Consider the following 24,870-nt stretch of genomic DNA (forward strand, 5'->3'; position numbering starts at 1 on the left):
GCGGCACTGGCCCGAGAATAGGCGTTCAACCGCAAGGCACCTTCCATGATCTATTTCCACGACATCGACCCCATCGCCCTCTCGCTGGGGCCGATCAAGGTGCATTGGTACGGCATCATGTACCTGCTGGGCTTCACCGCCGCCTGGCTGCTGGGCCGCAGGCGCATCGCCGCCGGTCGCCTGCCGGGCGTCGACGCCAATGGATTCTCCGACCTGCTGTTCTACGCCATGCTCGGCGTGGTGCTGGGTGGGCGCATCGGCTACATGCTGTTCTACGCGCTGGGCGATTTCCTGCACAACCCGCTGCTGCTGTTCAAGGTGTGGGATGGCGGCATGAGCTTCCACGGCGGCCTGCTCGGCGTGCTGGGCGCCTGCTGGTGGTGGTCGCGCAAGCACGCGCTGCACTTCTTCGACACCATGGATTTCATGGCGCCGCTGGTGCCACTGGGCCTGGGCTTCGGCCGCATCGGCAACTTCATCGGCGCCGAGCTGTGGGGCAAGTACACCGACGGCACCTGGGGCGTGGTGTTCCCTTCCGGCCTGCCGGCGCCGCTGAACCAGCTGGACCATGCGACCCTGCAGTCGCAGTTCGCCACCGGCGCCCTGAACCAGTTCGCCCGTCATCCGTCGCAGCTGTATGAAGCCTTCCTGGAAGGCCTGGTGATGTTCGTGGTGCTGTGGGCCGTGTCGGCCAAGCCGCGTCATCGTTATCTGGTCGGCGGCCTGTTCGCGCTGATGTACGGCCTGTTCCGCTTTGCCGTGGAGTTCGTGCGCATGCCCGACAACGGCGTCTACGTGGCCTTCGACTGGCTGACCCGTGGTCAGATCCTCAGCCTGCCGCTGATCGCCTTCGGCCTGGTGCTGCTGGCGATGTCGCGCCGCGCGCCGGTGCTGCAGCCGCAGCTGCCGGTGGTCGCCGAGGACAAGGCATGAAGGCTTACCTGGACCTGCTCTCGCACGTGCTCGAACACGGCGCGGAGAAGAGTGATCGCACCGGCACCGGCACCCGCAGCGTGTTCGGCTGGCAGATGCGCTTCAACCTCAACGAAGGCTTCCCGCTGGTCACCACCAAAAAGCTGCACCTGCGCTCGATCATCCACGAGCTGCTGTGGTTCCTGAAGGGCGACACCAACATCGGCTACCTGAAGGACAACCAGGTACGCATCTGGGACGAGTGGGCCGATGCGAACGGCGACCTCGGCCCGGTCTACGGCAAGCAGTGGCGCAGCTGGGCCACCGCCGATGGTCGCGAGATCGACCAGATGCAGTGGCTGGTGGACGAGATCAAGCGCAACCCAGATTCGCGGCGGCTGGTGGTCAGCGCCTGGAACGTGGGCGAGCTTTCGCAGATGGCGTTGATGCCGTGCCACAACCTGTTCCAGTTCTACGTGGTGGATGGCAAGCTCAGCTGCCAGCTGTACCAGCGCAGCGGCGACATCTTCCTTGGCGTGCCGTTCAACATTGCCAGCTACGCGCTGCTGACCCATATGGTTGCGCAGGCCACCGGCCTGGGCGTGGGCGACTTCGTGCATACGCTGGGCGATGCGCACCTGTACTCCAACCATTTCGAGCAGGCCCGCGAGCAGCTGGCGCGCGAACCGCGCGCGCTGCCGAAGCTGTGGTTGAACCCGGAGGTGACCGACCTGTTCGGTTTCCAGTTCGACGACATCCGCATCGACGGCTACGACCCGCACCCGGCGATCAAGGCGCCGGTGGCGGTGTGATTGATGTTTGGCATGCTGCGTATCAGCTGGTGAGACCTGACTGATGCAGATTGTTTCTCGGATTCACTAAGTGGAGGAGCAATGAGCAAACATTCACGAAAGGCACGGGAAAAGCTGGCGGAAGGCTTGATGTCGATGTCCGGCTCCCTGGCCGTTGCATTGACTGTTGGTGTGTTGATTACTCCTCTCCTGGCAGTCGCCAATGCGGCGGTCGCGGGAAAGGATGTGGACCTTTGGGTCATGATTACTGACCTCAAGCCGACTACTGCGGCAATACTGTTCCTGCTCTATTGTTCAGCGGTTGCGACAGTACTCGGTGGACGTAGCGCGGCGATGAAAATCTTCAACGAGTTGTATCCGGACAAATGAAGCTGTCGATGATCGTGGCGTTGGACCGCAACCGTGGCATTGGCCAGGGCAATGCAATGCCCTGGCACCTGCCGGATGATTTCAAGCACTTCAAGGCGCTCACCCTGGGCAAGCCGATCCTGATGGGGCGCAAGACGGCCGAGTCGATCGGCCGCGTACTGCCGGGGCGGACCAACCTGGTGCTGACCCGCAGCGGCCAGGTGCCGTTCGAGGGCATGCGGGCGGTGGCGTCGCTGGACGAGGCGAAGGCGATTGCCGAACGCGAGGGCGCCAGCGAGTTGTGCATCATCGGCGGCGGCGAGATCTTCCACCAGCTGCTGGACCAGGCCAGTGACCTGTGCCTGACCTGGGTGGATGCCGAAGTCCCCGCCGATACCCATTTCCCCGAGGTGGATGCGCAGGACTGGCGGGAAGTGAGCAGCGAGCCGCACCCGGCCGATGAGCGCCACGCTTATGCGTTCCGCTTCGTGCACTACGTGCGCCGCTGAAGATGGTTTCCTGTAGAGCCGAGCCATGCTCGGCTGCTGTTGCCGGACACATCCCGTAGCCGAGCATGGCTCGGCTCTACAGGATTGCCTACGGCATCCGGTAATGCCCGATGATGGCGTGCTGGAACAGCAGATTCTCTTCGCGCGTGCCGCGCGCGATGTTGTGCAGCACCAGCGGCGTGCCGTTGGCCAGCCTGCGGTCGGAGACGATGCCCACGTGCAGCAGGCCGTTGCCGTTGAGCTTCCAGGCGACGATGTCGCCGGCTGCGTAGTCGGCGGCGAGGGCCGTGATCGGCTGCTGCCAGCCCTGCCGTTCGAACCAGCGCATCAGGTTCGGTACGCGGCGATGATCGATGTTGCGATCCGGTCGTGACAGGCCCCAGATCGCCGGATAGGCACTGAAGTTGCCGCGCATGTCCTCATGCACGCGGGCCTGCAGGTCCACGTCCAGGCTGCGCAGCGCGCGCACCACCACGTCGGTGCACACGCCGCGATCAACCGGGACGTCTCCACCGGGATAGGCCAGCACCTGATAGGCAGGGTCGTAGCGGGTGGTGACGCCGATCTGCGCGCGTGCGGCGGCCACCAGTGGCGGCGAAGGCGCCTGCGGTTGTGCCGGCGCGTGGCCGGCGTTTCCGCCGCCGGTGGGGGCCGGGGGCGAAGTGGGCTGGCAGCCGCTGGCCAGGGCCAGCGTCAGCAGCACCATCCATGGTGCCCAGCCGCGCCGCGTCATGCCTGCGGCGGAGGACTGTTGTTGCCGGGGCCCGCAGAGCCACCACCACCACCACGGCGCCGACGACGGCGCGGGCCGCGGTTGCCCGGGGTGCCGGCCGGAGCGTTGCCGCCGCCCTGCTCCTTGCCCTGCGCCGATGCAGCCGGGCGCTCGTGCGCCGGTCGCGCTGGGGGACGGGCGTTGGGCACCGGTGCCGGTACATCGCGGCCCGGCACCTGCACCACGCGCAGCTCATCGGTATCAAGCTGGATGGCAGTCAGCTTGCCGCCCCACACCGCGCCGGTGTCGATGGCGTGCACGCCCTGGGTGATGGTCAGGCCCAGCGCCGACCAGTGGCCGCAGACGACCTTGAGGTCACGCTCGACGCGACCCGGCACTTCGAACCAGGGATACAGCCCCTGTTCCTGCGTGCCCGGCGTGCCCTTGTCCTCGATGCCGATGCGCCCACGCGGGGTGCAGTAGCGCATGCGGGTGAGCACGTTGATGATCGCGCGTGAACGGTCGTAGCCGGACAGGTTCGGTGCCCAGCTCGGCTTGTCGCCGTACATGTTGCGGAACAACTTGCGGTAGCCGGCGCCGTGCAGCTGTGCCTCGACTTCGGCGGCATGCTTCTCGGCCATCTGCGTGGTCCACTTCGGCGCCAGGCCGGCGTGCACCATCATCCAGCCCAGCTCGCGGTCCACGTGCACCAGCTTCTGCAGGCGCAGCCAGTCCAGCAGTTCGTCGCGGTCCTCGGCCTGCACGATGCGCAGCAGGTCCGGGTTGACCTTGCGCTGTTCCTCTTCGGTGCGTGCACCGACGGCAAGCAGCGAAAGGTCGTGGTTGCCCAGCACCACCACGCTGTGCTCGCGCAGCGAATGAACCAGCCGCAGTGTTTCCAGGGACTGGCCACCGCGGTTGACCAGGTCGCCGCAGAACCACAGGGTGTCCTGCGCCGGATCGAAGCGGATCTTCTCCAGCAGCCGCTGGGTGACGTCATAGCAGCCCTGCAGGTCGCCGATCGCCCACACACTCATCGTTCGGCCTCCGTGTCAGTGCAGGGTACGCGGGATGGCCAGCACGAAAGGTGCGACCGGCGCGGCAAATTCGGTGCCGTCGTCGGCGACCATGTCGTAGTGGCCCTGCATGGTCCCGTGATCGGTCCCCAGCATGACACCGGACGTGTAATGGAAGTCTTCACCGGGACGCAGGCGCGGCTGCTCCCCGATCACCCCGTCGCCATCGACATGCTCGACGCGGCCGTTGGCGTCGGTGATGCGCCAGTGGCGTGCAACCAGGCGCGCGGCAACGCGCCCCTGGTTGTGGATGCGGATCGTGTAGGCGAACGCATAGCGCCCGTCTTCCGGCGCGGATTGATCGTCGAGGAAGCGCGGTGCGACTTCGACGGAGATGGCATAAACGTCAGCGTCTTCCATACCGGCAGTGTAATCAGGAGGCATTGGCCAAAGCGATGAATTCAGCCACATCCAGCTGTTCGGCGCGGGCATCGGGGCGCACGCCGGCGGCCACGAACTGCTCGGCCGTCACGACGTTGTTGAGCGCATTGCGCAGGGTCTTGCGGCGCTGCCCGAAGGCGGCCTTGACCACCTCGGCGAAACGCTTGTGGTCGTTGATGTTGATCGAGGCCGGGTCGCGCGGTACCAGCCGCACCACGGCCGAATCGACCTTCGGCGGCGGCCGGAACGCACCCGGCGGCACCACGAACAGCGAGGTCACCTGGCAGTACGCCTGCAGCATCACGCTGAGCCGGCCGTACACCTTGCTGCCCGGGCCGGCGGCCATGCGGTCGACCACTTCCTTCTGCAGCATGAAATGCATGTCGCGGATCACCGCGGCATGTTCCAGTGCATGGAACAGGATCGGCGAGGAGATGTTGTAGGGCAGGTTGCCGACCAGGCGGATCGGCTGGCCGGCAGCCAGCTCGGTGAAATCCACGCGCAGCACGTCGCGGTGGACGATGGTCAGCTCGCCCAGTGGCTCGGCGGCGGCGGTCAGCGGCGCGATCAGGTCGCGGTCGAACTCGATCACCGTCAGCTTCGGATGCACGCGCAGCAGCGGCAGCGTGATCGCGCCCTGGCCGGGACCGATTTCGACCAGGCGGTCGCCGTCTTTCGGGTTGACCGCCATCACGATCTTGTCGATGTAGTGGCGATCGGCCAGGAAATGCTGGCCAAGCTGCTTCTTGGCCGGGGCGGTGAACACCGGGCCGGAGGGGGAATGCGGGGAATTCATACGCTCAGTGTACGTTGCCGCGCAAGCTGCGCACACAACGTCGTTGCCGCCTGCAGGCTGGAAGGATCGGCGATGCCGCGGCCGGCCAGATCCAGCGCGGTGCCATGGTCCACCGCTACGCGTGGGTAGGGCAGGCCCAGGGTCAGGTTCACCGCCTGCTCGAAGCCCGAGTACTTCAGCACCGGCAGGCCCTGGTCGTGGTACATCGCCAGCACACTGTCGAAGCCGGCCAGCTTGGCCGGCAGGAACGCGGTATCGGCCGGCAGCGGCCCGATCAGGTCCATGCCCTCTGCGCGCAGGCGCTGCATCAGGGGAATGATCAGGTCCAGCTCTTCGCGGCCCAGGTGGCCGTCTTCGCCGGCGTGGGGGTTCAGGCCGAGCACGGCGATGCGGGGTGCAGGCAGGCCGAATTCGCGCCGAAGTGCGGCATGCAGGGTGCGCAGGGTGTGTTCCAGGCGGGGCGCGGTGATCGCGTCGGCCACCTCGCGCAACGGCAGGTGAGTGGTGGCCAGGGCTACGCGCACGATGGGGTTGGCCAGCATCATCACCACCTTCACGCCGGCCTGGTCGGCCAGCAGTTCGGTGGTGCCGCTGTAGGCGATGCCGCCCTCGTTGATGACCGCCTTGTGCACCGGGCCGGTCACCACGCCGTGCAGTTCGCCGGACAGGCAGGCCTGGCCAGCGCCAAGCAGGGCGCCGATGACCGCGCCGGCATTGGCCGGATCGGCCTGGCCGAAGTGGCTCGGGGCGGCATTGGCCACCACGCGCAGGCGCAGGTCGCCGGGGACGCGCGCTTCGGCATCCTCGGGCAGCAGTTGCAGCGGCAGGTTCAGCGCGGCCGCAGCCGCGCGCAGGGTGTCCGGGTCGGCGAAGGCCAGCAGCCGGCAATCTTCACGCGGCTGCTGGACAAGGCGGACGCACAGCTCCGGGCCGATCCCGGCGGGCTCGCCCGGTACCAGAGCGAGCTCGGGTCGCATCGATCAGGACTGCGGCGGCGTGGCGGTGTTTTCCGCGCGGTCACCGGTGCGGAAGCTGACGTAGGCTTCGCCACGCAGTTCCTGCAGGAAGCGGTTGTACTCGTCTTCCAGCTTGCGGCGGCCAATGGTCTCGCGGACCTGGGCACGCTGGTTGTCGTTGGTCACGTCGGTCTGGCGAGTGGCCACGCGCTGCAGGATGTGCCAACCGGCATCGGTGCGGAACGGCTGGCTGACGCCGCCGTCCTGGATAGCGGTCACCTGCTGGCCAAATGCCGGACCGAACGCATCGGCCGGGAACCAGCCCAGATCGCCGCCCTGGCCCTTGCTGTTGTTGTCCTCGGAGGACTCCTTGGCCACGGTCTCGAAGTCCGCGCCGCCAGCGATGCGGGCACGCAGGGTATCGATCTTGGCTTTGGCGGCCGCGTCGGTCTGGTGGTCGTCCACGCGCACCAGGATGTGGCGGCCGTGGTACTCGGTGACGGTGCTGGCGCCGGCAGTGGCACTGGCGTCACGCACTTCCACCAGCTTCAGCAGCTGGAAGCCGCTGGGGCCGCGGATCGGGCCGACCACTTCGCCAGGCTTCATCTTTTCCATCATCTGCGCGAACGCCTGCGGGATTTCATCCAGGCTGCGCCAGCCCAGGTCGCCGCCTTCCAGCGCGTTGGGGCTGTCCGAATAGCGCACGGCCGCTGCGTTGAAGTCCAGCTCGCCCTTGTCCAGCAGGGCCTTCACGCCATCGGCCTTCTTCTGGCCGGTGGCGATCTGGTCGGCGTTGGCGCCGTCCGGCAGGGCGATCAGGATGTGCGCCAGGTGGTACTGGTTGCCCACCGTGGCCTGCTGCTTCAGCGCGGCGTCGACTTCACCCTCGCTGACGCTGATGCGGCTCTGCGCGAAGCTCTGGCGCAGGCGCTGCACGGTGATCTCGTCACGCACCGAGGCGCGGAAATCGTTGAAGTCGATGCCGTCATGGGCCAGGCGTTGACGCAGGGCGTCCAGGTTCGAGCCATTCTGCTGGGCGATGGAATTCATCGCCTGGTTCAGTTCCTGGTCGCTGACACGGATGCCGCTGCCCTGGGCGCGGGCCACCTGCAGCTTGACCAGCACCAGGCGCTCGAGCACCTGGCGGCTGAGCACGTCTTCCGGCGGAAGCTGATTTTCCCGTCCGGCGTACTGCGCCTTGATGTTGGCGATCGCACGCTGGAGCTCGCTCTGCAGGATCACGTCCTCATCGACGACGGCGGCGATGCGGTCGAGCGGCTGCGCCTCCTGGGCAAGCACCTGCAGGGGGGCGGACACGCTGGACACCGCCAGCAGCGAGGCGAGTAGAACGGGGAAGCGCTTGGTCATGGGATCAGATTCGGATCGTAGTCATCGCGGGTCGCTCCGGTGTTGCTGGGCGGCACGAGATAGAGGTCGTCGCGGTTGTAGCCGAGGATAGCACGGCGCAGAGTGCGGTCCGTGTCCTGGCCGATGGAGCTCAGGCCCTTCAGTACGAACTCCACCTGGATGGAGTTGTTCATCTCGCCTTCGCGATTGCGGACATAGCGGCGGCCGACCACACGCACGGCCAGGCAGCAGCTGTCCCACTGGACACCGCCGATGATTTCCAGCGGCTCCTTGTCCTGCAGCGAGTAGTAATAGCGGCCGACCAGGCTCCAACGCGCATTCAGCGGATACAGGAACGACAGGTCGGCCTGCTCCAGCAGGGTGCGGTCATGCTTGTTGGCTCCGGGCAGCGCGCCGGCGTTGATGCGGTAGCGGTAGCTCAGGTTGACCACGCCGTCGTTGGGCATCAGGTAGCGGGCACGGACGCTGGCCAGATCCTCGCGCTTGTACTTCGGGTCCCACTGGTAGGTGGCGCCCAGGGTCCAGCGGTCGTTGATCATGTAGTTGCCGTCGGCGATCCAGGCCGACTTGCCCTTTTCCACCGGCGCCCCTCCCGGGGTGGTGCTGACCCGCGATTCATCGAAGTACTGGATCTGGCCGATCGAGGCCGAGAAACGTTCCTTGCCGGTGGTCTGGTCGATGAAGCGGGTACTCAGCGCCAGGGTCAGCTGGTTGGCGTCGTTCTGGCGGTCGGCGCCGGTATAGCGCGAGTCGCGGAACAGCTGGCCCCAGCTGAAGGTGAAGTCACGGGTATCGAAGATCGGCAGCTCATCCTGGTTGCGGTACGGCGTGCGCAGGTAGAACAGGCGCGGTTCCAGGGTCTGCAGGAAGGACTTGCCGCGGATGCTGGTTTCGCGGTCGAAGAACAGGCCAGCGTCGATGCTGCCGATCGGCAGGCTGCGGCTGGGCGAGGTATTGCCGCGCAGCTGCTCGGGCGTGGCCGTGGCCGGATCGATGCCCTGCGAGCGCAGGATCTGGGCCTGGATGCCGTTGACGCCGTCGACCAGGCCGCGATCAAGCTGGTAGGCGGTGTAGCGGTAGGCCAGGGTCGGGGTCACATACCAGGCTGCGCCGCTGATCGGGAACGACACATACGGCTTCACGTCCAGTCGCGAACCACCGCTGACACCCACGCCGGAGGTGAGCTGTTGGCCCGTCCGCGTGTACTGCAGATCCTCGCCGGTGCCGACGGCGTTCTTGAAGTTGATGTCGTCGTGGGTGAAGCGCACGGCTTCGGCGTAGATGCCGGTTTCCAGCCATGAACGGACCGGCTTGTCCCAGTTGAAGTACAGGCGCGGCTGGCGGTTGTAGGGCAGGGCGCGCTCGTCGAGGGTGTAGTCGGTCAGCTGCCAGCGGTCGGCCATGATGCCGGCCGTCCAGTTCGTGCCGGTGCCATACAGGCCCACCGTGCTCTGCAGGTTGGAGGCGGTCACCCCCACCAGGCGGTTGGCGAAATCCTCGACATAGCGCTCGTCGCTGACCCAGGCCAGGTTGGCGCGGGCCTGCCAGTGGCTGTCCACGTTGTGGTAGCCGGTGAACATCACCCGGCCGCGGTCACGGTCACGCAGGCGGTCGTTGGGCATGAACGAGGTCAGCACCTCGCCGCGGCCGCCGTTGTAGAGGTAGCGGAACTCGTTGTCGAGCAGCAGGCCGCGCCGGCTCATGTAGCGCGGGGTCAGCGTGTCGTCGTAGTTCGGCGCCAGATTGAAGTAGATCGGCTGGGCGTAGTCGAAGCCGTTGCGCCCGGACATGCCCAGCTGCGGGAACAGCAGGCCGGTCTTGCGGCGGTCATCGATCGGGAACTTGAAGTACGGCGCCCACAGCACCGGCACCTTGCCGATGCGCAGCACGGCGTTGCGCGCGGTGCCGAAGCCCTCGTCGTTGTCCACTTCGATCTGCGGCGCCGACAGCTTCCACACCGGCTGCGAGGGGTCGCAGGTGGTGTAGGTGGAGCGGTGCATCTGGCCGACCGCACCCTGCAGGTCGACCGACTCGGCATCGCCGTTGCCCCGGCGCGACACCAGCTGGTACTGGATGTCGGTGATCTTGTGGGTGTCGCTTTCCTGGTTGCCCTCGGCACGCTTGGCGACCATCCGGATCGACCCGTCCTGGTAGCGGACATTGCCGTCGGCGATGTAATTGCCGGTTTCGGTGTCGAAGCTGAGCTTGTCGGTACCGACGAACTGGTCACCCCGGCGCAGCGCCACGTTGCCCTCGTACTGCGGCACGGTGGTGGTGCCCAGCAGCTGGTCACCCTCGATGTCGGTCGGCTGCTGCTCGCGCGCGGCGGCGGCGCTGGCCTTGTCCTGGCCGGGGACCGGGGTCGGGGCGTCGGTGAACGCGGGGATGACGTCGGTGGCCGGGCACAGGCCCCAGTTGAGCGGCTTTTCATCGGCCATCACCGGCAGGCTGATGGCGATGCTCAGAGGCAGGGGAAGCAGGCGGAGGGCTCGGCGCACGCGGTTCGGATTCGGGCGAAAACGGACGGTAGCTTGCCCCATCCCTTGCATAGGGGCAATGAAGGGCGCCGGTGGCCGCCGGTTCGGGTTCATCCGGACGTGCCACCGCTGGCCGCCGAGATCAGGGCCTGGACATGGGCCACGCTGCACTCGGCCAGTGCCTGCAGGTCATAGCCGCCCTCCAGCATCGAGACCACCCGGCCGGCCGCATGGCGCCGTGCCAGCGCGTGCAGTTCACCGGTGATCCAAGCGAAATCGTCGGTTTCCAGCATCAGGTCGGCCTGCGGATCGCGCAGGTGGGCGTCGAAGCCAGCCGAGATCAGCAGCAGCTGCGGGCGGAAGTCGTCGATGGCCGGCAGCATCTCGTCGGCCCAGACGTTGCGGAAGCGGAAGCCCCCGCTGCCGGGGGGCAGCAGGATGTTCATCAGGTTGCCGGCGCCACGGTCGCGGCGCAGGCCGGAATTGGGGAACAGGCCGGCCTGGTGGGTGCTGTAGTACGAGACCCGGGCATCGTGCTGGAAGATGTCCTGGGTGCCATTGCCGTGGTGCACGTCGAAATCGACCACCGCGATCCGCTCCAGGCCATGACGGTCGCGGGCGTAGGCGGCGGCGATGGCGATGTTGTTGAGCAGGCAGAAGCCCATCGCCGTGCTGCTGGTGGCATGGTGGCCGGGCGGACGCACTGCGCAGAAGGCCAGAGGGTCGTCGCCCAGCATCACCGCATCGACCGCGGCCACGCCGGCACCCGCGGCGTGCACGGCGGCACTGGCCGAGCCGGGCGAGGTCCAGGTGTCCATGTCCAGCTGGCGCAGCGGCGCGGTCTGCGGCTGCAGCACGAAGTCCAGCAGGGCGCTGTCGTGGACCCGGGTCAGCTCACCGAACTTGGCCGGCGGCGCCTCGCGCCAGTCCAGCTGGCCGGGGAAGGCCGCATGCAGCGCATCGAGTACGTACTGCAGGCGTTGCGGGCTCTCCGGGTGGCCGGGGCCGGGGTCGTGCAGCAGGCAGGACGGATGGGTGTAGACCAGCATCGTGCCGACTCAGCGCTGGCGCTGCTGCGGTTGCCACAGCGCCTCGCCCTGGCCGTCGGCACGGGCCAGCACCCGGGCCAGCACGAACAGCAGGTCCGACAGCCGGTTGAGGTACTGCAGCGCCTCGCTGCGCACGGCTTCGTGGCGGGCCAGGGTGACCGTCTCGCGCTCGGCGCGGCGGACAATGGTGCGTGCCAGGTGGCAGCGTGCAGCGGCCTCGCCCCCGGCCGGCAGGATGAACTCCTTCAGCATCGGCAGGCCGGCGTTGTAATGGTCCAACTGCTGCTCCAGTGCCGACACATCGGCGGCGTGGATCGCGGCGTGGCCGGGGATGCACAGCTCGGCACCCAGGTCGAAGAGCTGGTGCTGCAGGTGCACGACCAGCGCGCGCACGTCTTCCGGCAACGGAGCCGCCAGAAGCAGGCCGAGCGCGGCGTTGGCCTCGTCGACGGTTCCGTAGGACGCCACCCGGGCGTCATCCTTGGCGACACGCTGGCCGTCACCGAGGCCGGTACTGCCGTCGTCGCCGGTGCGGGTGTAGATGCGCGAGAGGCGATGACCCATGGCGTGGCTCAGTGCCGGATGTCGCGGCGGGCCTGCTGGAGCTTCAGCACCTGCTCCACGGCCAGCTGCAGCGCGGCAGCCAGCGCCACGTAGATGGCGGTGGTGCGCAGGTAGGGGCCGAACCACTGCGCGTAGTTCTGCGCCCAGCCGGCCAGGGTCGGCTCGGCCACGTTGCGGCTGCTCCAGTAGAAACCGCCCTGCGCCAGCAGGTGGCAGACCGCCACCGAAGCGACCAGCAGCAGTGCGCCCTTGGCCAGCACCGGCCAGCGTGCGGTCTGGTAGTTGCGGCCCAGCAGCATGCCGCCGGCCCACAGCGAGAAATACGCAGGCAGCAGCAGCCAGTAGCCCGGCGACACGCAGTAGTGCTGCCAGAAGTCCAGGCCGCTGCTGCGGATCACGATCCAGTCCACCAGCACCGCGAACACCATCAGCAGCGGGAACGCCCAGCGCGTCCAGCGCGCCAGGTAGAAGCCACCGATGAAGAACACCGCCCACGAGGCATCGGGGATGGCCGCGAAGTGGTTGACCCGGGTCGCTGCCAGCACCAGAACGAGCACGGACAGGACGAAGGCGCGGTTGGCAGTGTCGGACATGGTGGCGGGCCCGGAGCGGATTCAGGTTTCATTCTAGCCCGCCGCGCGGGTTGGCGCAGGAGCGGCCGTTCGGCGTACAGACGGGGCGAGCGCGTATCATGAACGCATGAGTGAACGACATGACGTGCTGATTGTCGGTGGTGGCCTGGTCGGCGCCAGCCTGGCCATTGCCCTGGACCGCCTTGGCCGCGACGTGGGCCTGCTCGAGGCAAGCCCGGCCGGCGAGTTGCCGGCGGTGTTCGACCAGCGCAACCTCAGCTTCGCCGCAGCCACCGTCAACGCACTGACCGCGCTGGGGGTGATGCAGAAACTGGCGATGTCGCCCGGCCCTATTCGCCGCATCCACGTCAGCCGCGCCGGCGATTTCGGCCGTGTACAGCTGGAAGCGGCCGATTACGACCGGCCGTGGTTCGGCCAGGTGGTGGTCGCCCGCGACTTCGGCCAGGCGCTGGAAGCGCGCCTGCAGGAGCTGCCTCGGCTGCACCGTTACCGACCGATGCGGTTCCTGGGGCTGGGCGAGGTGGTTGACGGCTACCGCCAGGTGCGGGTGGCCGACGCGGCCGGCGAGCGCGTGCTGCTGGCACGGTTGGTGGTCGGTGCCGATGGCACGACCAGTGGCGTGCGTGGTGCACTGGGCATCGAGGTCGACCGCCATGATTTCCAGCAGACCCTGTTCGTGGCCCGCGTGCGCAGCCAGCGCGCGCCGGACGGCACGGCCTGGGAGCGCTTCACCGATACCGGTCCGACCGCGCTGCTGCCGCGGGGTGACCGCCACTTCGGCACCGTGCATGGCGTGGCACGCGACCAGGCCGATGCCGTGATGGCGCTGGACGATGCGGCCTGGCTGCAGCGCCTGCAGGATGCGATCGGCTGGCGTGCCGGCCGTCTGCTCGAATCCGGCCCACGCAGTGCTTATCCGCTCATCCAGGTGCTGCCGCGCGCGCTGGCCGGTGAACGCACGGTGCTGCTCGGCAATGCCGCGCAGACCATTCACCCGCTGGGTGCACAGGGCTTCAACCTGGGCCTGCGCGATGCGCTGACCCTGGCCGAGCTGCTGGAAGATTCCATCGATGATGCCGGCAGCGATGCGCTGCTGCAGGCCTATGTCGCGCGCCGCGAGGAGGACCGCCGGCAGACCGTGGCGTTCTCCGGAGGCCTGGCGCGGCTGACCAGCAACCCGGCACCGCTGATGCGGCCGCTGCGTAGCCTCGGCCTGGTGGCCGCACAACGTGCTTCGGTACAGTCGATGCTGGTCGGTGGCGCGATGGGCTTCCGTGGCGAAGTGCCGCGGTTGTGCCGCGGAGAAGCTGCATGAGCCGCCGCGCGCGCCTGGATGTGGCCATCATCGGCGGTGGCGTGGTCGGTGCCGCGTGCGCGCTGGCGCTGGCCGACGCCGGGCTGTCGGTCGCGCTGGTGGAAGGCCGCGAACCGGCGCCGTGGCAGGCTGCGCAGCCGGACCTGCGGGTGTTCGCCTTTGCCGCCGACAACGTGCAGCTGTTGAACCGCCTGGGCGTGTGGCCGGCGATCGCGCAGGCCCGCGCGTGGCCCTACCGGCGCATGCAGGTGTGGGACGCGGCCGGTGGCGAGGATCTGCTGTTCGACGCCGATCGCTTCGGCCGGCGCGAGCTGGGCTACATCATCGAGAACGGCCTGCTGCAGGACCGACTGTGGGCGGCGCTGCCCGCGGCGGGCGTGCAGCTGCATTGCCCGGCACGGGTGGAAGCGCTGGAGCAGGACGAGGACGGCGTGCGCCTGCGCCTGGACGACGGTCGTCGCCTCGAAGCGTCGTTGGCGGTGGCCGCCGACGGTGCCGAATCGACCCTGCGCCAGCTGGCCGGGATCGAGGTGGAAAAGCATGACTACCACCAGCGTGGCGTGGTGGCCTATGTCGACAGTGAACTGCCGAACCAGGCCACGGCCTGGCAGCGCTTCCTGCCGACCGGGCCGTTGGCGTTGCTGCCGGTGGCCGAACGCCGCAGCTCGATCGTCTGGACCCTGCCGGAGGACGAGGCTGCGCGCGTGCTCGCCTTGGACGAGGAGGCGTTCAACCGGGAATTGACCCGCGCCTTCGCTGCGCGGCTGGGCGAACTGCGCCTGGCCTCGCCGCGCGCGGCGTTCCCGTTGCGCCGCCAGCTGGCCCGCCACTACGTGGCCGGCCGTGTGCTGGCATTGGGAGACGCCGCGCATGTGGTGCACCCGCTGGCCGGGCAGGGCGTGAATCTGGGCCTGCGCGATGTAGCCGCTCTGCAGCAGTGGCTGGCGCCGTCGGCAGAACGCCGCGGCCAGCCGCGCCTGTCGCCGCAGCGCCTGCAGCGCTGGGCCCGCGAACGGCGCAGCGACAGCCACATCGCCGCCTACGGCTTCGATGCGATCAATCGCCTGTTCTCCAACGATGAGATGCACCTGACCCTGGCCCGTGGCCGCGCGCTGGGTTGCGTCGGCAAATGGCCGCCGCTGGTGCAGGCGTTCTGGAAGCGCGCCGCCGGGGTTTGACCGGAATACAGGCCGCACGACGCGACGGGCGTCGCTGGCGTGTTACCAACCACGGGACGCCGCTCTGGTAGGTGCCAACCTTGGTTGGCACGCTTCCGGCATCGGTGAACAAAAAAGGGGACGGAGGGGATTAAGTCGTTTGTGGCACAAACGACTTAATCCCCTCCGTCCCCTTTTTCAGTCGACCAGCCAACCGGCCAGGTCGGCACGGTCCAGCTTGCCGCGGTGCTTGCGGTCCAGCGAATTGAACTCATCGGCCAGCGCCGGATTCGCCTGCGCTTCCTCACGGCTGATGAAACCATCGCCGTTCACGTCCAGCGCAGCGAAGTGGATGCGGTACTGGCCAACCACGCTGCTGGGCTCCAGCGAACGCACCGTCACCTGCGCCTCGCCGGCCGGCTGTGCAATCTCGACGCTGCCGCTGACCCGGCCCGCATCAAGCGATTGCTGGCGGATCGCGCCGCCGGTGGGGCCCAGCGGCTGGCTCTGCGCCGGGGTGTGCGGCAGCTGCTGGGCCATGGCCGGTGCGGCTGCCAGCAAAGTGATCAGCAGGGTGAGCGAGTGGTAGCGCATGGTTCCGTTCCCCGGTAGCGCCGGGCCATGCCCGGCGGATGCAATGGGTTCAGCGCAGCGGCGAGGCCAGCACCGTGATTTCTTCCCGATCGTGATACAGCTGCTTGGCGCGCACCACCAGCGGCTTGCCGGCCTGGTCCTGGAACAGGTCCAGGCACAGCCGGGTCTCGTCCCAGCGCTTCTTCATCGGCAGCTTCAGGTTGAAGATCGCGTGCCGGCACCAGCCTTCTCGGAACCAGGTGGCCATGCGCTCGGCGACGCGGCGCGGCTGCTCGACCATGTCGCAGACCATCCAGTCCAGCGGCTGTTCCGGGTGCCAGTGGAAACCGTCGGCGCGCAGGTGCTCGACCAGCCCTGTGTCCAGCACGTGCTGGCGCAGCGGGCCGTTGTCGATGCTCAGTACGTGCATGTGCTGGCGGGTCAGCACCCAGGTCCAGCCGCCGGGTGCGGCGCCGAGGTCGGCCGCGCGCATCCCTGGCTTGGCCAATGCCTCGCGTTCTTCCGGCGTCAGCAGGGTCAGCAGCGCTTCGTCCAGCTTCAGTGCCGAACGCGAGGGGGCCTCGGGCAGCAGCTTCAGGCGCGGAATGCCCAAGGCCCACGGTGCGCTGTCGGCCGGGTCGGCCACGCAGACGAAGGCATGGGTGCCGTCGACGAACACCACATGCAGGCGCGGCAAGCGGTTGTTCGGCTTGTCGCTGAGTTTGCCAGCCTTGCGCAGCGCTGGGCGCAGCGCATTGCCGAAGGCACGCGCCAGGCCCGACAACGGCTTGCCGGCGTCAGAATCGGGATGTTCCACCCACAGGTCGCCGAAGCGCGGCGCATCGGCCAGCACCTCCAGCATCGGCGTGATGCGGTCACTCGGATCCAGCTGCGGCAGCTCTGCCAGTACCACCAGCTTCTGCCGCGCGAAGATCAGCTCGCGCCAGCGCAGGCGGGGCGCCAGCGCGGCGGCTTCGTCGCACATGAACAGCACGTAGCCATCATTGCGCTGGGTGCGTGCATAGCCGGCGAAACCGGCTTCACCGGCGCGGAACTGCAGCTCGCCGGCCAGCTCGGGCTCGAAGCCCTGCCGGCACAGGCACAGCAGGCCGATGCCGGTTTCAGTAACGGGCGCCATCGCTTTCCCCATAGGCGCGCAGCACGCTGCGCGCGGCGTCGCGGTTCAGGCCCTGCACCACTTCGATGCCGCGCTTGTTGAGCTCGCCGACCCAGTCCGCCGGCAGCGGGCCTTCATCGAACGGGGTCAGTTCTTCGACGTCGGCCGAGTTGGCGCCGATCAGCAGGCGGTCGATGCCGGCCCACACGGTGGCGCCGTAGCACTGGCAGCACGGCTGCGAGCTGGTGGCCAGGGTGACCGGCGACAGCACTGCGTTCAGGCGCGGGGTCTGCAGGCGCTGCTGGGCCAGCATGTAGGCCATGTTCTCGGCGTGCGCCAGTGAGGTCGCGTGCGGCATCACCCGGTTCACGCCGGCGGCGATGACCTTGTCATCCGGGCCGAACACCACGGCGCCGAACGGGCCGCCACTGGCGTGTTCGACGTTCAGCCGCGACAGCTCGATCGCCAGCGCGACCTTGGCCTCATCGCCCGGATATCGACGATCCAGGTCGATCTGGTCGTGGATCCAGGCGGGAAGGGTCAGGTGGACTTGCGCGTACAGCATCGCGGGGGTGCCTCGTGTGGGATGGAAGAAAGTGCGGTTGCTTGGGAAACCGGCGCGCAGTGTAGCCGCACCGGCCTGTACCGGGCGTGGGCAGGTCAGCCGGGTGAGCCGGTGCGGATCACCACGTACTGCTTGCGGAATTCCAGCCCGGCCTGCGGCCAACTGGCGGCATAGGCGCGCAGCAATGGCAGGGCAGCAGCGAAGTCGTGGCCATTGACCCGGCAATCGGCCTCGCACAGGCCATCGGCATCGCGCGAGGCGAACAGGCGGATGGCAAGGAACTGGCGCGCCTTCAGCAGGTCGTCGAAGGCCTCCATGCTGCGGGTGAACAGGCAGCAGGGGCAGGAGCCATGATCGTCCTCGCTGCAGGTGGAGGCATCCACTTCCTGTGCACGGTAGTGCGCCAACGGCCCCAGCACCACGGTACGCTCGTGTTCCTCGCCATCGTCACCGGCCGGATAGGTCAGGCCCATCATCGGCAGGCCCTGCGCGTCGTCGGCACCCACTGCGGTCTGCAGGGTAGCCAGGTCCACCCGCACCCAGGTCTGGAAGCCGGACAGCAGCGACGCCTGCTCATCGGCACCGTTGGCGTGCTGGTACTCGAACAGGCCATCGGCGAACAGGCTGGGATGCTGCGCCTCGATGACCGTGGAGGTCTGCCAGCCACCGTTGTCGCGCGCGTGTGCCGCCATCGCATGCGGGGTCAGGCGCAGGCCGCTGTCCAGCAGCAGCGCGTTGCCGTCGACGCGGCTGGCGATGCCGGCGTCCTGCAGGACCTGCTGCAGCAGCGGGAGGAGGGCGGTGGACGTCGTGGTCATGTCAGGCCTGTGGATGGATCGGGTGGAGCATCCAGGCCGGGCCTGGTGCTAGTGATCGAGTGCTTCGCGTTCTGCGCGATATCGCCGTGCGTCGGACTGCTGCTGCGGATCGTTGCCATGATCACGCAGCCAGGTATCCAGCTCGCGGCGATAGTCCGCGCGGAAGTCGGCATTGCCTGGGCTGAAGTGCAGCTTGCGTGCCGCGACCTCCACCCGCTCGCGCGCGCTGGCACGGGCCTGGGCGATGCCGTGCGGTGATTCGTTGGTGAGGATGACGAAGTTGCGCGGAAAGCCCGGGGTGTACTTCACCACGAACGGCTGGTCCTGCGCCGGGATGCGGATCGCGTTCTCCAGCGGCCACAGCGAGGCGGTGTTGGTATGGAACACCACCTCCACGTCGCGGCCCTCTGCGGTGCGCAACACCGCTTCGTAACGCCAGATGTACTGTTCGTTGAGCGTGGAATTGGTTTCCTCGGCCTTCACGATCACCGCTTCACCGCGCTCGCCCACCGCATTGAGGAAGGTGGCGTTGAGGAAGCTGCCGAGGAAGATGTTGAGCATCGCCAGCGGAAACACCACGATGGCGTAGACCGGCGAACGCCGCCACCACGAGACCAGCCCGGCCAGCACCATTGCTGCAAAGAACGTCAGCAGCGGATGCTGCGAGATGAACCAGAGCAGGGCGGACAGGGCGGTGATCATCGTCGCGGTCGTGCGGGCGCCGTGCCGGCGCCCGCGCAGGTCCTCAGGCCGACCAGGTGTCGCGCAGGGTCACGCTGCGGTTGAACACCGGCTTGGCCTCGGTGTGGTCGCGGCGATCGGCAACGAAGTAGCCGGTGCGCTCGAACTGGAACGACTGCTCCGGCGCGGCACTGGCCGCGGCCGGCTCGACATAGCCGGTGACGGTGCGGCGCGATTCCGGGTTGAGGTAGTCGCGGTAGGTCTTGCCTTCCGATTCGTCGTCCGGGTTGGGCACCGAGAACAGGCGGTCGTACAGGCGGATCTCGGCCGGCACGCCGTGCACGGCGCTGACCCAGTGGATGGTGCCCTTGACCTTGCGGTTGGCACCTTCCATGCCCGGACGCGATTCCGGATCCAGCCAGCCGCGCAGCTCGGTGATGGTGCCGTCGGCATCCTTGATCACTTCATCGCAGCGGATGATGCCGGCACCGCGCAGGCGCACTTCGCCGCCCGGGACCAGGCGCTTCCAGCCCTTCGGCGGCACTTCGGCGAAGTCCTCGCGGTCGATCCACACCTCGCGCGCGAACGGCACTTCGCGGCTGCCGAAGCTCTCGTCCTTCGGGTGGTTGCTGAAGGTCAGCTGCTCTTCGTGGCCTTCCGGCAGGTTGCCCAGCACCAGCTTGACCGGATCGACCACTGCCATGCGGCGCGGTGCGGCGCTGTCCAGGTCTTCGCGCAGCGCGCCTTCCAGCACGCTGAAGTCGATCAGCGAATTCTGCTTGCTGATGCCCACGCGCTCGGCGAACAGGCGCATCGCCGCCGGGGTGTAGCCACGGCGACGCAGGCCCTGCAGGGTCGGCATGCGCGGGTCTTCCCAGCCGTCCACCAGCTGTTCGGTGACCAGCGCCATCAGCTTGCGCTTGCTCATCACCGTGTAGTTGATGTTCAGGCGCGAGAACTCGATCTGGCGCGGCTTGGCCGCTTCGCGCGGCAGGCCGGCGTCGACCAGCGGCTGGGTCAGCGCGTCGTCATGGGCGAAATCGACGTTGTCCACGCACCAGTCGTACAGTGGGCGGTGGTCTTCGAATTCCAGCGTGCACAGCGAGTGGGTGATTCCCTCGAGGGAATCGCCCAGCGCATGGGCGAAATCGTACATCGGGTAGATCGGCCACGCGTTGCCGGTGTTCTGGTGCTCGACGTGCTTGATGCGGTACAGCGCCGGATCGCGCAGGTTGATGTTGCCGCTGGCCATGTCGATCTTGGCGCGCAGGGTGCGCGCGCCATCCGGGAATTCACCGGCGCGCATGCGGCGGAACAGGTCGAGGTTTTCCTCGACGCTGCGGTCGCGCCACGGCGACGGGCGGCCCGGCTCGGTCAGGGTGCCGCGGTAGGCGCGCACTTCCTCGGCCGACAGGTCGCAGACGTAGGCCTTGCCCTGTTCGATCAGCTTCTCGGCGGCCAGGTAATAGGTCTGGAAGTAGTCCGAGGCGTGGCGCAGCTCGTTCCAGCTGAAGCCCAGCCAGCGCACGTCGTCCTGGATCGCGGCCACGTACTCCGGGTCTTCCTTGGCCGGGTTGGTGTCGTCGAAACGCAGGTTGCAGACGCCGCTGAACTCACCGGCGATGCCGAAGTTCAGGCAGATCGACTTGGCATGGCCGATGTGCAGGTAGCCGTTCGGCTCGGGCGGGAAGCGGGTCTTGATCGCCTGGTGCTTTCCGCTGGCCAGGTCCTCGCGCACGATCTGGCGGATGAAATCGCGCTTTTCGTGGCTGTCGGCGGGGGTCTCGGGGCTGGCGGGGGTGTGCTCGGACATGAGTCTGGGGCGAAAAAGGGCAGAAAGACCAACAGTCTAGCGCGTACAGGCCAAGGCTGCCCGGTGGCGTCTGGGGCTGGCGGCCAGCGGCCGGCACTACCAACCCGTCTTCCGGTAGCGCCGGCCGCTGGACGGCAGAACGGTCATTCGCCGTCAACGGCGGCATTCAGCGCCCGGGCGTATGCTGGACCCTTGCCCCGAGGAGCCGCCACATGCACATCGTGTACAAGGCCGACAACCTGTTCGACGCCCACCTGGTCAAGCACGCGCTGGAAGATGCCGGCATCCCGGCCTTCGTGTTCGGCGAGTCGTTGCTGGGCGGCATGGGCGAGCTGCCGCTGTTCGGCGTGCTGCGGGTAGGTATCCCCGACGCGGCGCGGCCGCAGGCCGAAGACATCGTGGCGGCGCTGGACTTGGGCCACGCGCCGGACGCCCCCATTTCAGATGCAGACGACATAGCCGGCCTTCCGGCGTAGGAGCGCATCATGTTGGGAATTGGCCAGGGCATCCTCGGCATCGGCGCCTTCAAGCAGCGCCTGCCGCGCCCGGAAGAAGCACTGCCGGGGCGTGACCAACCGCTGCCGCTGCACAGCAACCAGCACTTCGTGAACAGCCATCCGCTGAAGGACCGCTTCGCCGGCCTGCAGCAGATCCGTTTTGCGCTGGGCTGCTTCTGGGGCGCCGAGCGCAAGTTCTGGACCGAGCCGGGCGTGTACAGCACCTCGGTCGGCTATGCCGGCGGCATCACCCCGAACCCGACCTATGAAGAGGTCTGCTCGGGCCTGACCGGCCACACCGAAGTGGTGCAGGTGGTGTTCGACCCGGCGGTGGTGAGCCTGGAGCGGCTGCTTCAGCTGTTCTGGGAGAGCCACGACCCGACCCAGGGCATGCGCCAGGGCAACGACACCGGCACCCAGTACCGCTCGGCGATCCACGCCACCGACGAGGCCCAGTACAAGGCCGCGCTGGCCAGCCGCGAGGCTTACCAGGCCCAACTGGATGCGGCCGGTTACGGCCCGATCACCACCGAGATCGTGTATCCGGCGCCGGCGTACTACTACGCCGAGGATTACCACCAGCAGTATCTGGCGAAGAACCCGAACGGTTACTGCGGCATTGGCGGCACCGGCGTGAGCTGCCCGATCGGGTTGGATGTGGAGGTGCCGCGCTGACGCGCGGAGGTCCGCCTGCGGCGGGCAACGTCAACATCAACATCAACATCCAAAGCGGCTCTGGGTTGCTGATGGCTTGGCGGGACGGGGGCGGCTGGCAGGACTCGCCGTAAACCCTTCCATGGGGGCTCGATGGTGCCATCCATGGCGCCAACGGTCCTGCCAGCCGCCCCCGTCCCACCTTCGACAGTTTCCCGGTGACGGTGGGCAAGAGCATTGGGTTACTGACGAACTGATGGAAAACAAAAAGGACGCGGCGTTCGCCGCGTCCGTTTTGTTTGGTTCTGCATTGCCCTTGTAGAGCCGAGCCATGCTCGGCTCCGAGCAAGCGAAGCGCGCGACCCGCTGTTGCTCTTCTTTCTTTCTTCCGTGGCGGGCGGCCCCCGGAAACTGTCAGAGGGCGGGCGGGTTGGGTTCGCGGGGGTGTCCGCGGCATGGATGCCGCGGCCAAGCCTCCAGGGACGGATTCACGGCGTCCCCCGCGAATCCAACCCGCCCGGCCAAGCGCGGAACAAGTCGACTAACAGTCGACTCTACCGAACCGAGCCCCCCGCCACGAGGGGCTCAGCCGTTGGCCGGAATCCTCACAGTGCCGCGCGGATCCGCTCGCGCAGTGCTTCCAGATCCTTGGCAAACGCCTCGATGCCAGTCGCCAGCTTCTCGGTGGCCATCGGATCGGCCGCCAGGTCCGCCGCGAACTTCGCTGCGTCGATCGGGGTCACCGAGGCGCCATCAGCCGCACCAGCCACCAGCTTGCGCGGCAGCTCGCCGTGGTCGGCGTCCAGCTTCTCCAGCAGGTCCGGCGAAATGGTCAGGCGGTCGCAACCGGCCAGCGCTTCGATCTGCGCGGTCGAACGGAACGAAGCGCCCATCACCACGGTCGGCGAACCGCGGCGCTTGAACTCGGCATACACACCGCGTACGAACTTCACGCCCGGGTCTTCGTCGATGGTGGCCGGGGTCTGGCCGTTGGCCACGTACCAATCAAGGATACGGCCGACGAACGGCGAGATCAGGAACGCGCCGGCCTCGCTGCAGGCCAGTGCCTGGGTCGGGTTGAAGATCAGGGTCAGGTTGCAGTCGATGCCCTCGGCCTGCAGGATGCGCGCCGCCTCCACGCCTTCCCAGGTCGCGGCGATCTTGATCAGGATCTTCTCGCGCGGCACGCCGGCATCGGCGTACATCTGGATGAACTGGCGGGCCTTGGCCACGGTGGCGGCGGTGTCGTGGGCCTGGTCGGCATCCACTTCGGTGGACACGCGGCCCGGCACCAGGGTGCTCAGCAACGCGCCGACGCCGATGGTCAGACGGTCGGCCACGGCGTGCACCACGGCTTCGCGGTCGCCCGTCTGCTGCCGGCCCCAGGCCAGTTCGCGTTCGATCAGCTCGGCATAGACCGGCAGGTCCAGCGCCTTCTTCACCAGGGTCGGGTTGGTGGTGCAGTCCACCGGCTGCAGGCGCTTGATGGCGTCGTAGTCACCGGTATCGGCAACGACCACGGACAGTTCGCGCAGCTGGGACAGTTTGGACGGGGTACTCATTACGGCTCCTGGTGCAGGGGGATCGAATCGCGCGCGGTGCGCAGCGGGTGTCAGGGGCGGTCGTTGTGGACCGCGGTCACGCGCAGGCGCAGCTTGCGGCCACCGGGCGCGTTCCAGTCGATGCTCTGGCCGATGGCCAGGCCGAGCAGGGCACTGCCGACCGGGGCCAGCACGGAAACCTTGCCTTCGTCGACGTTGGCTTCGCGGGGGAAGACCAGGGTCAGGACGTGCTTCTCGCCCGACACTTCATCTTCGCACTCCACGCGCGAATGCATCATGACGATGCCTTCGGGAATCTGGTCCGGTGCCAGCACGGTGGCCCGGTTGAGTTCTTCAGCAAGCGCGAGCGCGGCAGGCGTCTGGCTCAGCGCAGGGGATTCGAGCATGGCGTCCAGGCGGTCCATGTCGAAGGTAGAAACGGTGATCGACGGCGGCAGGCCGCTGGCGGTACTCATGGTGAAGCTCCTTGGTTGAAAGCCATGCAAAAGGCGGCACCTGCTGGCGCCGCCTGTCTGTATTGTGGGGACAAATGCGGCCGGAATCGACTCCTGCCGATTCCAGGCCGGTACTGCGGGGGCTCAGCCGTTCAGCGCGGGGCCGGGCAGGGCGGCAGTGTCGCCGGCGGCGTTGACCGCTTCCAGGGTGAACAGCGCCTGCGGCAGGCGCTTGAACTGGTCGGCCAGCTCCATCAGGAAGTCGTTCATGGCCGAGCTGCGGCGCCAGATCATGGCGATGCGGCGGCTGGGACGGCCCTCGCCGGTGAAGTCGAGCAGGCGGATGTTGTTCGAGCGCGGCACTGGCGGCTGCACCGACAGGCTGGGCAGCAGGGTGATACCGACGTCGGCGGCAACCATCTGCCGCAGCGTCTCCAGGCTGGTGGCGCGGAACTCGGACTTCTCGTTGGCGCCGAACAGGCGGCAGACTTCCAGCGCCTGGTCGCGCAGGCAGTGCCCGTCCTCCAGCAGCAGCAGCTTCTGTGTGGCCAGTTCCTGCACGTCCAGGTGCTCGCGGCGGGCCAGCGGGTGGCGCCCGGACACGGCCAGCAGGAACGGTTCCTCGAACAGGAACTCGGCGTGCAGCTGGTCGTCGATCACCGGCAGCGCCAGCAGCGCAGCATCGAGTTTGCCTTCGCGCAGGCGGTCGAGCAGCACATCGCTCTTTTCCTCGACCAGCAGCAGTTCCAGCTCCGGGAAGCGATCGCGGATGCGCGGGATCACATGCGGCAACAGGTAGGGGCCCAGGGTCGGGAAGATCCCCAGGCGCACCGTACCGGCTTCCGGATCGCGGCTGCGTCGCGCCGCTTCCTTGAGTTGTTCCACTTCGGACACGATCACCCGTGCCCGTGCCGCCGCTTCCTGCCCGGCCGGGGTCAGCATCACCTTGCGCGGTGCGCGTTCCACCAGTGGCAGGCCCAGTTCTTCTTCCAGCTTGCGGATCTGCGTGGACAGCGTCGGCTGGCTGACGAAGCAGGAGGCGGCAGCCCGGCCGAAATGCTTGTGGTCGGCCAGGGCTACCAGGTACTTCAGATCACGTAGGTTCATCCTTACACCCCAGGGATAACGGAC

At 67.7% G+C, this 24,870-nt stretch carries 26 protein-coding genes and 1 pseudogene; 8 read left to right on the plus strand and 19 right to left on the minus strand.

Annotation, left to right across the window (positions count from 1 at the left end):
* The first annotated feature begins 45 nt into the window (after nt 1-45).
* The 4 genes from lgt (at nt 46) to ACZK0Z_RS03915 (ending at nt 2,581) form a co-directional block, all read left to right on the plus strand.
* Nucleotides 46-933, plus strand: a complete 888-nt coding sequence (gene lgt, locus ACZK0Z_RS03900; protein ID WP_049428844.1) for a prolipoprotein diacylglyceryl transferase — start codon at nt 46-48, stop codon at nt 931-933.
* A complete protein-coding gene (locus tag ACZK0Z_RS03905; RefSeq protein WP_197633605.1) occupies nt 930-1,724 on the plus strand; it encodes a thymidylate synthase in 795 nt (264 codons plus the stop codon). Before lgt ends, ACZK0Z_RS03905 begins: the two co-directional genes overlap by 4 nt.
* A gap of 81 nt (nt 1,725-1,805) precedes the next feature.
* Nucleotides 1,806-2,093, plus strand: coding sequence for a hypothetical protein (locus ACZK0Z_RS03910; RefSeq protein WP_065179687.1), 288 nt, complete (start codon nt 1,806-1,808; stop codon nt 2,091-2,093).
* Nucleotides 2,090-2,581, plus strand: coding sequence for a dihydrofolate reductase (locus tag ACZK0Z_RS03915; protein ID WP_197633606.1), 492 nt, complete (start codon nt 2,090-2,092; stop codon nt 2,579-2,581). The genes ACZK0Z_RS03910 and ACZK0Z_RS03915 overlap by 4 nt, the downstream gene beginning before the upstream one ends.
* Before the next feature lie 88 nt (nt 2,582-2,669).
* Here ACZK0Z_RS03915 and ACZK0Z_RS03920 read toward each other — a convergent pair whose 3' ends face one another.
* From ACZK0Z_RS03920 to ACZK0Z_RS03965, 10 genes and pseudogenes are all read right to left on the minus strand, one after another.
* Nucleotides 2,670-3,314 carry a DUF1287 domain-containing protein gene (locus ACZK0Z_RS03920; protein WP_197633607.1) on the minus strand — a complete coding sequence of 215 codons (645 nt, stop codon included), beginning with the start codon at nt 3,312-3,314 and terminating at the stop codon, nt 2,670-2,672.
* A complete protein-coding gene (locus ACZK0Z_RS03925; RefSeq protein WP_197633608.1) occupies nt 3,311-4,330 on the minus strand; it encodes a symmetrical bis(5'-nucleosyl)-tetraphosphatase in 1,020 nt (339 codons plus the stop codon). Before ACZK0Z_RS03925 ends, ACZK0Z_RS03920 begins: the two co-directional genes overlap by 4 nt.
* A 15-nt stretch (nt 4,331-4,345) precedes the next feature.
* On the minus strand, nt 4,346-4,729 hold the full coding sequence (apaG, locus tag ACZK0Z_RS03930; RefSeq protein ID WP_005412297.1) for a Co2+/Mg2+ efflux protein ApaG: 384 nt from the start codon (nt 4,727-4,729) through the stop codon (nt 4,346-4,348).
* Nucleotides 4,730-4,742: 13 nt separating this feature from the next.
* Nucleotides 4,743-5,546, minus strand: a complete 804-nt coding sequence (gene rsmA, locus ACZK0Z_RS03935) for a 16S rRNA (adenine(1518)-N(6)/adenine(1519)-N(6))-dimethyltransferase RsmA (protein WP_049428834.1) — start codon at nt 5,544-5,546, stop codon at nt 4,743-4,745.
* Complete coding sequence (pdxA, locus tag ACZK0Z_RS03940; RefSeq protein ID WP_049428832.1) at nt 5,543-6,523, minus strand: 4-hydroxythreonine-4-phosphate dehydrogenase PdxA; 981 nt, start codon at nt 6,521-6,523, stop codon at nt 5,543-5,545. Before pdxA ends, rsmA begins: the two co-directional genes overlap by 4 nt.
* Nucleotides 6,524-6,541: 18 nt before the next feature.
* Nucleotides 6,542-7,870: pseudogene (locus tag ACZK0Z_RS03945) on the minus strand (peptidylprolyl isomerase); the annotation flags it as partial.
* Nucleotides 7,867-10,368, minus strand: coding sequence for an LPS-assembly protein LptD (lptD, locus tag ACZK0Z_RS03950; protein WP_080354993.1), 2,502 nt, complete (start codon nt 10,366-10,368; stop codon nt 7,867-7,869). The pseudogene ACZK0Z_RS03945 and the gene lptD, both read right to left, overlap by 4 nt.
* 89 nt (nt 10,369-10,457) lie before the next feature.
* Nucleotides 10,458-11,396, minus strand: a complete 939-nt coding sequence (locus ACZK0Z_RS03955) for a histone deacetylase family protein (RefSeq protein ID WP_459004464.1) — start codon at nt 11,394-11,396, stop codon at nt 10,458-10,460.
* 9 nt (nt 11,397-11,405) lie between these two features.
* Nucleotides 11,406-11,960 carry a cob(I)yrinic acid a,c-diamide adenosyltransferase gene (locus tag ACZK0Z_RS03960; RefSeq protein WP_049428822.1) on the minus strand — a complete coding sequence of 185 codons (555 nt, stop codon included), beginning with the start codon at nt 11,958-11,960 and terminating at the stop codon, nt 11,406-11,408.
* An 8-nt stretch (nt 11,961-11,968) separates the two neighbouring features.
* The gene (locus tag ACZK0Z_RS03965) at nt 11,969-12,553 is read right to left on the minus strand and encodes a hypothetical protein (protein WP_049428818.1); all 585 of its coding nucleotides are present in this window, start codon (nt 12,551-12,553) and stop codon (nt 11,969-11,971) included.
* 106 nt (nt 12,554-12,659) lie between these two features.
* On the opposite strand from ACZK0Z_RS03965, the gene ubiH reads away from it, so the two are divergent.
* Together ubiH and ACZK0Z_RS03975 are read left to right on the plus strand one after the other, a co-directional pair.
* Entirely contained in the window at nt 12,660-13,868 is a 1,209-nt protein-coding gene (gene ubiH, locus ACZK0Z_RS03970; protein ID WP_197633611.1) for a 2-octaprenyl-6-methoxyphenyl hydroxylase, read from the plus strand.
* Complete coding sequence (locus tag ACZK0Z_RS03975) at nt 13,865-15,046, plus strand: UbiH/UbiF family hydroxylase (RefSeq protein ID WP_197633612.1); 1,182 nt, start codon at nt 13,865-13,867, stop codon at nt 15,044-15,046. The genes ubiH and ACZK0Z_RS03975 overlap by 4 nt, the downstream gene beginning before the upstream one ends.
* Nucleotides 15,047-15,223: 177 nt before the next feature.
* Here the strand turns inward: ACZK0Z_RS03975 and ACZK0Z_RS03980 are convergent, their stop codons facing one another.
* From ACZK0Z_RS03980 to ACZK0Z_RS04005, 6 genes are all read right to left on the minus strand, one after another.
* Entirely contained in the window at nt 15,224-15,619 is a 396-nt protein-coding gene (locus ACZK0Z_RS03980; protein ID WP_049428814.1) for an EF-hand domain-containing protein, read from the minus strand.
* A 49-nt stretch (nt 15,620-15,668) separates the two neighbouring features.
* Nucleotides 15,669-16,736, minus strand: coding sequence for a 23S rRNA (cytidine(2498)-2'-O)-methyltransferase RlmM (gene rlmM, locus ACZK0Z_RS03985; RefSeq protein WP_049428813.1), 1,068 nt, complete (start codon nt 16,734-16,736; stop codon nt 15,669-15,671).
* Nucleotides 16,720-17,280 carry a nucleoside deaminase gene (locus ACZK0Z_RS03990; RefSeq protein ID WP_004154307.1) on the minus strand — a complete coding sequence of 187 codons (561 nt, stop codon included), beginning with the start codon at nt 17,278-17,280 and terminating at the stop codon, nt 16,720-16,722. Before ACZK0Z_RS03990 ends, rlmM begins: the two co-directional genes overlap by 17 nt.
* A 95-nt stretch (nt 17,281-17,375) precedes the next feature.
* Nucleotides 17,376-18,098, minus strand: a complete 723-nt coding sequence (locus ACZK0Z_RS03995; protein WP_049428812.1) for a DUF6348 family protein — start codon at nt 18,096-18,098, stop codon at nt 17,376-17,378.
* A 48-nt stretch (nt 18,099-18,146) separates the two neighbouring features.
* Nucleotides 18,147-18,800, minus strand: coding sequence for a membrane protein (locus ACZK0Z_RS04000; RefSeq protein ID WP_049428811.1), 654 nt, complete (start codon nt 18,798-18,800; stop codon nt 18,147-18,149).
* A gap of 43 nt (nt 18,801-18,843) precedes the next feature.
* Complete coding sequence (locus ACZK0Z_RS04005; protein WP_049428810.1) at nt 18,844-20,592, minus strand: glutamine--tRNA ligase/YqeY domain fusion protein; 1,749 nt, start codon at nt 20,590-20,592, stop codon at nt 18,844-18,846.
* 212 nt (nt 20,593-20,804) lie between these two features.
* Between ACZK0Z_RS04005 and ACZK0Z_RS04010 the strand changes: the two genes are divergently transcribed.
* Together ACZK0Z_RS04010 and msrA are read left to right on the plus strand one after the other, a co-directional pair.
* Nucleotides 20,805-21,068: a putative signal transducing protein gene (locus ACZK0Z_RS04010; protein WP_010481810.1), complete on the plus strand. Its 264-nt coding sequence runs from the start codon at nt 20,805-20,807 to the stop codon at nt 21,066-21,068.
* 30 nt (nt 21,069-21,098) lie between these two features.
* Nucleotides 21,099-21,764 (plus strand): peptide-methionine (S)-S-oxide reductase MsrA, encoded by a 666-nt coding sequence (msrA, locus tag ACZK0Z_RS04015; RefSeq protein WP_197620283.1) that lies wholly within the window; start codon nt 21,099-21,101, stop codon nt 21,762-21,764.
* 584 nt (nt 21,765-22,348) lie between these two features.
* Here msrA and ACZK0Z_RS04020 read toward each other — a convergent pair.
* The 3 genes from ACZK0Z_RS04020 to ACZK0Z_RS04030 form a co-directional block, all read right to left on the minus strand.
* The gene (locus ACZK0Z_RS04020) at nt 22,349-23,305 is read right to left on the minus strand and encodes a transaldolase (protein ID WP_049428740.1); all 957 of its coding nucleotides are present in this window, start codon (nt 23,303-23,305) and stop codon (nt 22,349-22,351) included.
* Between the two features lie 50 nt (nt 23,306-23,355).
* Nucleotides 23,356-23,760 carry a nucleoside diphosphate kinase regulator gene (rnk, locus tag ACZK0Z_RS04025; protein ID WP_049428742.1) on the minus strand — a complete coding sequence of 135 codons (405 nt, stop codon included), beginning with the start codon at nt 23,758-23,760 and terminating at the stop codon, nt 23,356-23,358.
* 123 nt (nt 23,761-23,883) lie between these two features.
* Complete coding sequence (locus ACZK0Z_RS04030) at nt 23,884-24,846, minus strand: LysR substrate-binding domain-containing protein (protein ID WP_049436468.1); 963 nt, start codon at nt 24,844-24,846, stop codon at nt 23,884-23,886.
* Nucleotides 24,847-24,870 lie beyond the last annotated feature (24 nt).

Source organism: Stenotrophomonas sp. 116085_Sma, assembly GCF_056479585.1.

Coding starts and splice junctions, on each gene's coding strand:
- lgt (WP_049428844.1), top strand. CDS start 46: ATGATCTATTTCCACGACATCGACCCCATCGCCCTCTCGCTGGGGCCG.
- ACZK0Z_RS03905 (WP_197633605.1), top strand. CDS start 930: ATGAAGGCTTACCTGGACCTGCTCTCGCACGTGCTCGAACACGGCGCG.
- ACZK0Z_RS03910 (WP_065179687.1), top strand. CDS start 1,806: ATGAGCAAACATTCACGAAAGGCACGGGAAAAGCTGGCGGAAGGCTTG.
- ACZK0Z_RS03915 (WP_197633606.1), top strand. CDS start 2,090: ATGAAGCTGTCGATGATCGTGGCGTTGGACCGCAACCGTGGCATTGGC.
- ACZK0Z_RS03920 (WP_197633607.1), bottom strand. CDS start 3,314: ATGACGCGGCGCGGCTGGGCACCATGGATGGTGCTGCTGACGCTGGCC.
- ACZK0Z_RS03925 (WP_197633608.1), bottom strand. CDS start 4,330: ATGAGTGTGTGGGCGATCGGCGACCTGCAGGGCTGCTATGACGTCACC.
- apaG (WP_005412297.1), bottom strand. CDS start 4,729: ATGGAAGACGCTGACGTTTATGCCATCTCCGTCGAAGTCGCACCGCGC.
- rsmA (WP_049428834.1), bottom strand. CDS start 5,546: ATGAATTCCCCGCATTCCCCCTCCGGCCCGGTGTTCACCGCCCCGGCC.
- pdxA (WP_049428832.1), bottom strand. CDS start 6,523: ATGCGACCCGAGCTCGCTCTGGTACCGGGCGAGCCCGCCGGGATCGGC.
- ACZK0Z_RS03955 (WP_459004464.1), bottom strand. CDS start 11,396: ATGCTGGTCTACACCCATCCGTCCTGCCTGCTGCACGACCCCGGCCCC.
- ACZK0Z_RS03960 (WP_049428822.1), bottom strand. CDS start 11,960: ATGGGTCATCGCCTCTCGCGCATCTACACCCGCACCGGCGACGACGGC.
- ACZK0Z_RS03965 (WP_049428818.1), bottom strand. CDS start 12,553: ATGTCCGACACTGCCAACCGCGCCTTCGTCCTGTCCGTGCTCGTTCTG.
- ubiH (WP_197633611.1), top strand. CDS start 12,660: ATGAGTGAACGACATGACGTGCTGATTGTCGGTGGTGGCCTGGTCGGC.
- ACZK0Z_RS03975 (WP_197633612.1), top strand. CDS start 13,865: ATGAGCCGCCGCGCGCGCCTGGATGTGGCCATCATCGGCGGTGGCGTG.
- ACZK0Z_RS03980 (WP_049428814.1), bottom strand. CDS start 15,619: ATGCGCTACCACTCGCTCACCCTGCTGATCACTTTGCTGGCAGCCGCA.
- rlmM (WP_049428813.1), bottom strand. CDS start 16,736: ATGGCGCCCGTTACTGAAACCGGCATCGGCCTGCTGTGCCTGTGCCGG.
- ACZK0Z_RS03990 (WP_004154307.1), bottom strand. CDS start 17,280: ATGCTGTACGCGCAAGTCCACCTGACCCTTCCCGCCTGGATCCACGAC.
- ACZK0Z_RS03995 (WP_049428812.1), bottom strand. CDS start 18,098: ATGACCACGACGTCCACCGCCCTCCTCCCGCTGCTGCAGCAGGTCCTG.
- ACZK0Z_RS04000 (WP_049428811.1), bottom strand. CDS start 18,800: ATGATCACCGCCCTGTCCGCCCTGCTCTGGTTCATCTCGCAGCATCCG.
- ACZK0Z_RS04005 (WP_049428810.1), bottom strand. CDS start 20,592: ATGTCCGAGCACACCCCCGCCAGCCCCGAGACCCCCGCCGACAGCCAC.
- ACZK0Z_RS04010 (WP_010481810.1), top strand. CDS start 20,805: ATGCACATCGTGTACAAGGCCGACAACCTGTTCGACGCCCACCTGGTC.
- ACZK0Z_RS04020 (WP_049428740.1), bottom strand. CDS start 23,305: ATGAGTACCCCGTCCAAACTGTCCCAGCTGCGCGAACTGTCCGTGGTC.
- rnk (WP_049428742.1), bottom strand. CDS start 23,760: ATGAGTACCGCCAGCGGCCTGCCGCCGTCGATCACCGTTTCTACCTTC.
- ACZK0Z_RS04030 (WP_049436468.1), bottom strand. CDS start 24,846: ATGAACCTACGTGATCTGAAGTACCTGGTAGCCCTGGCCGACCACAAG.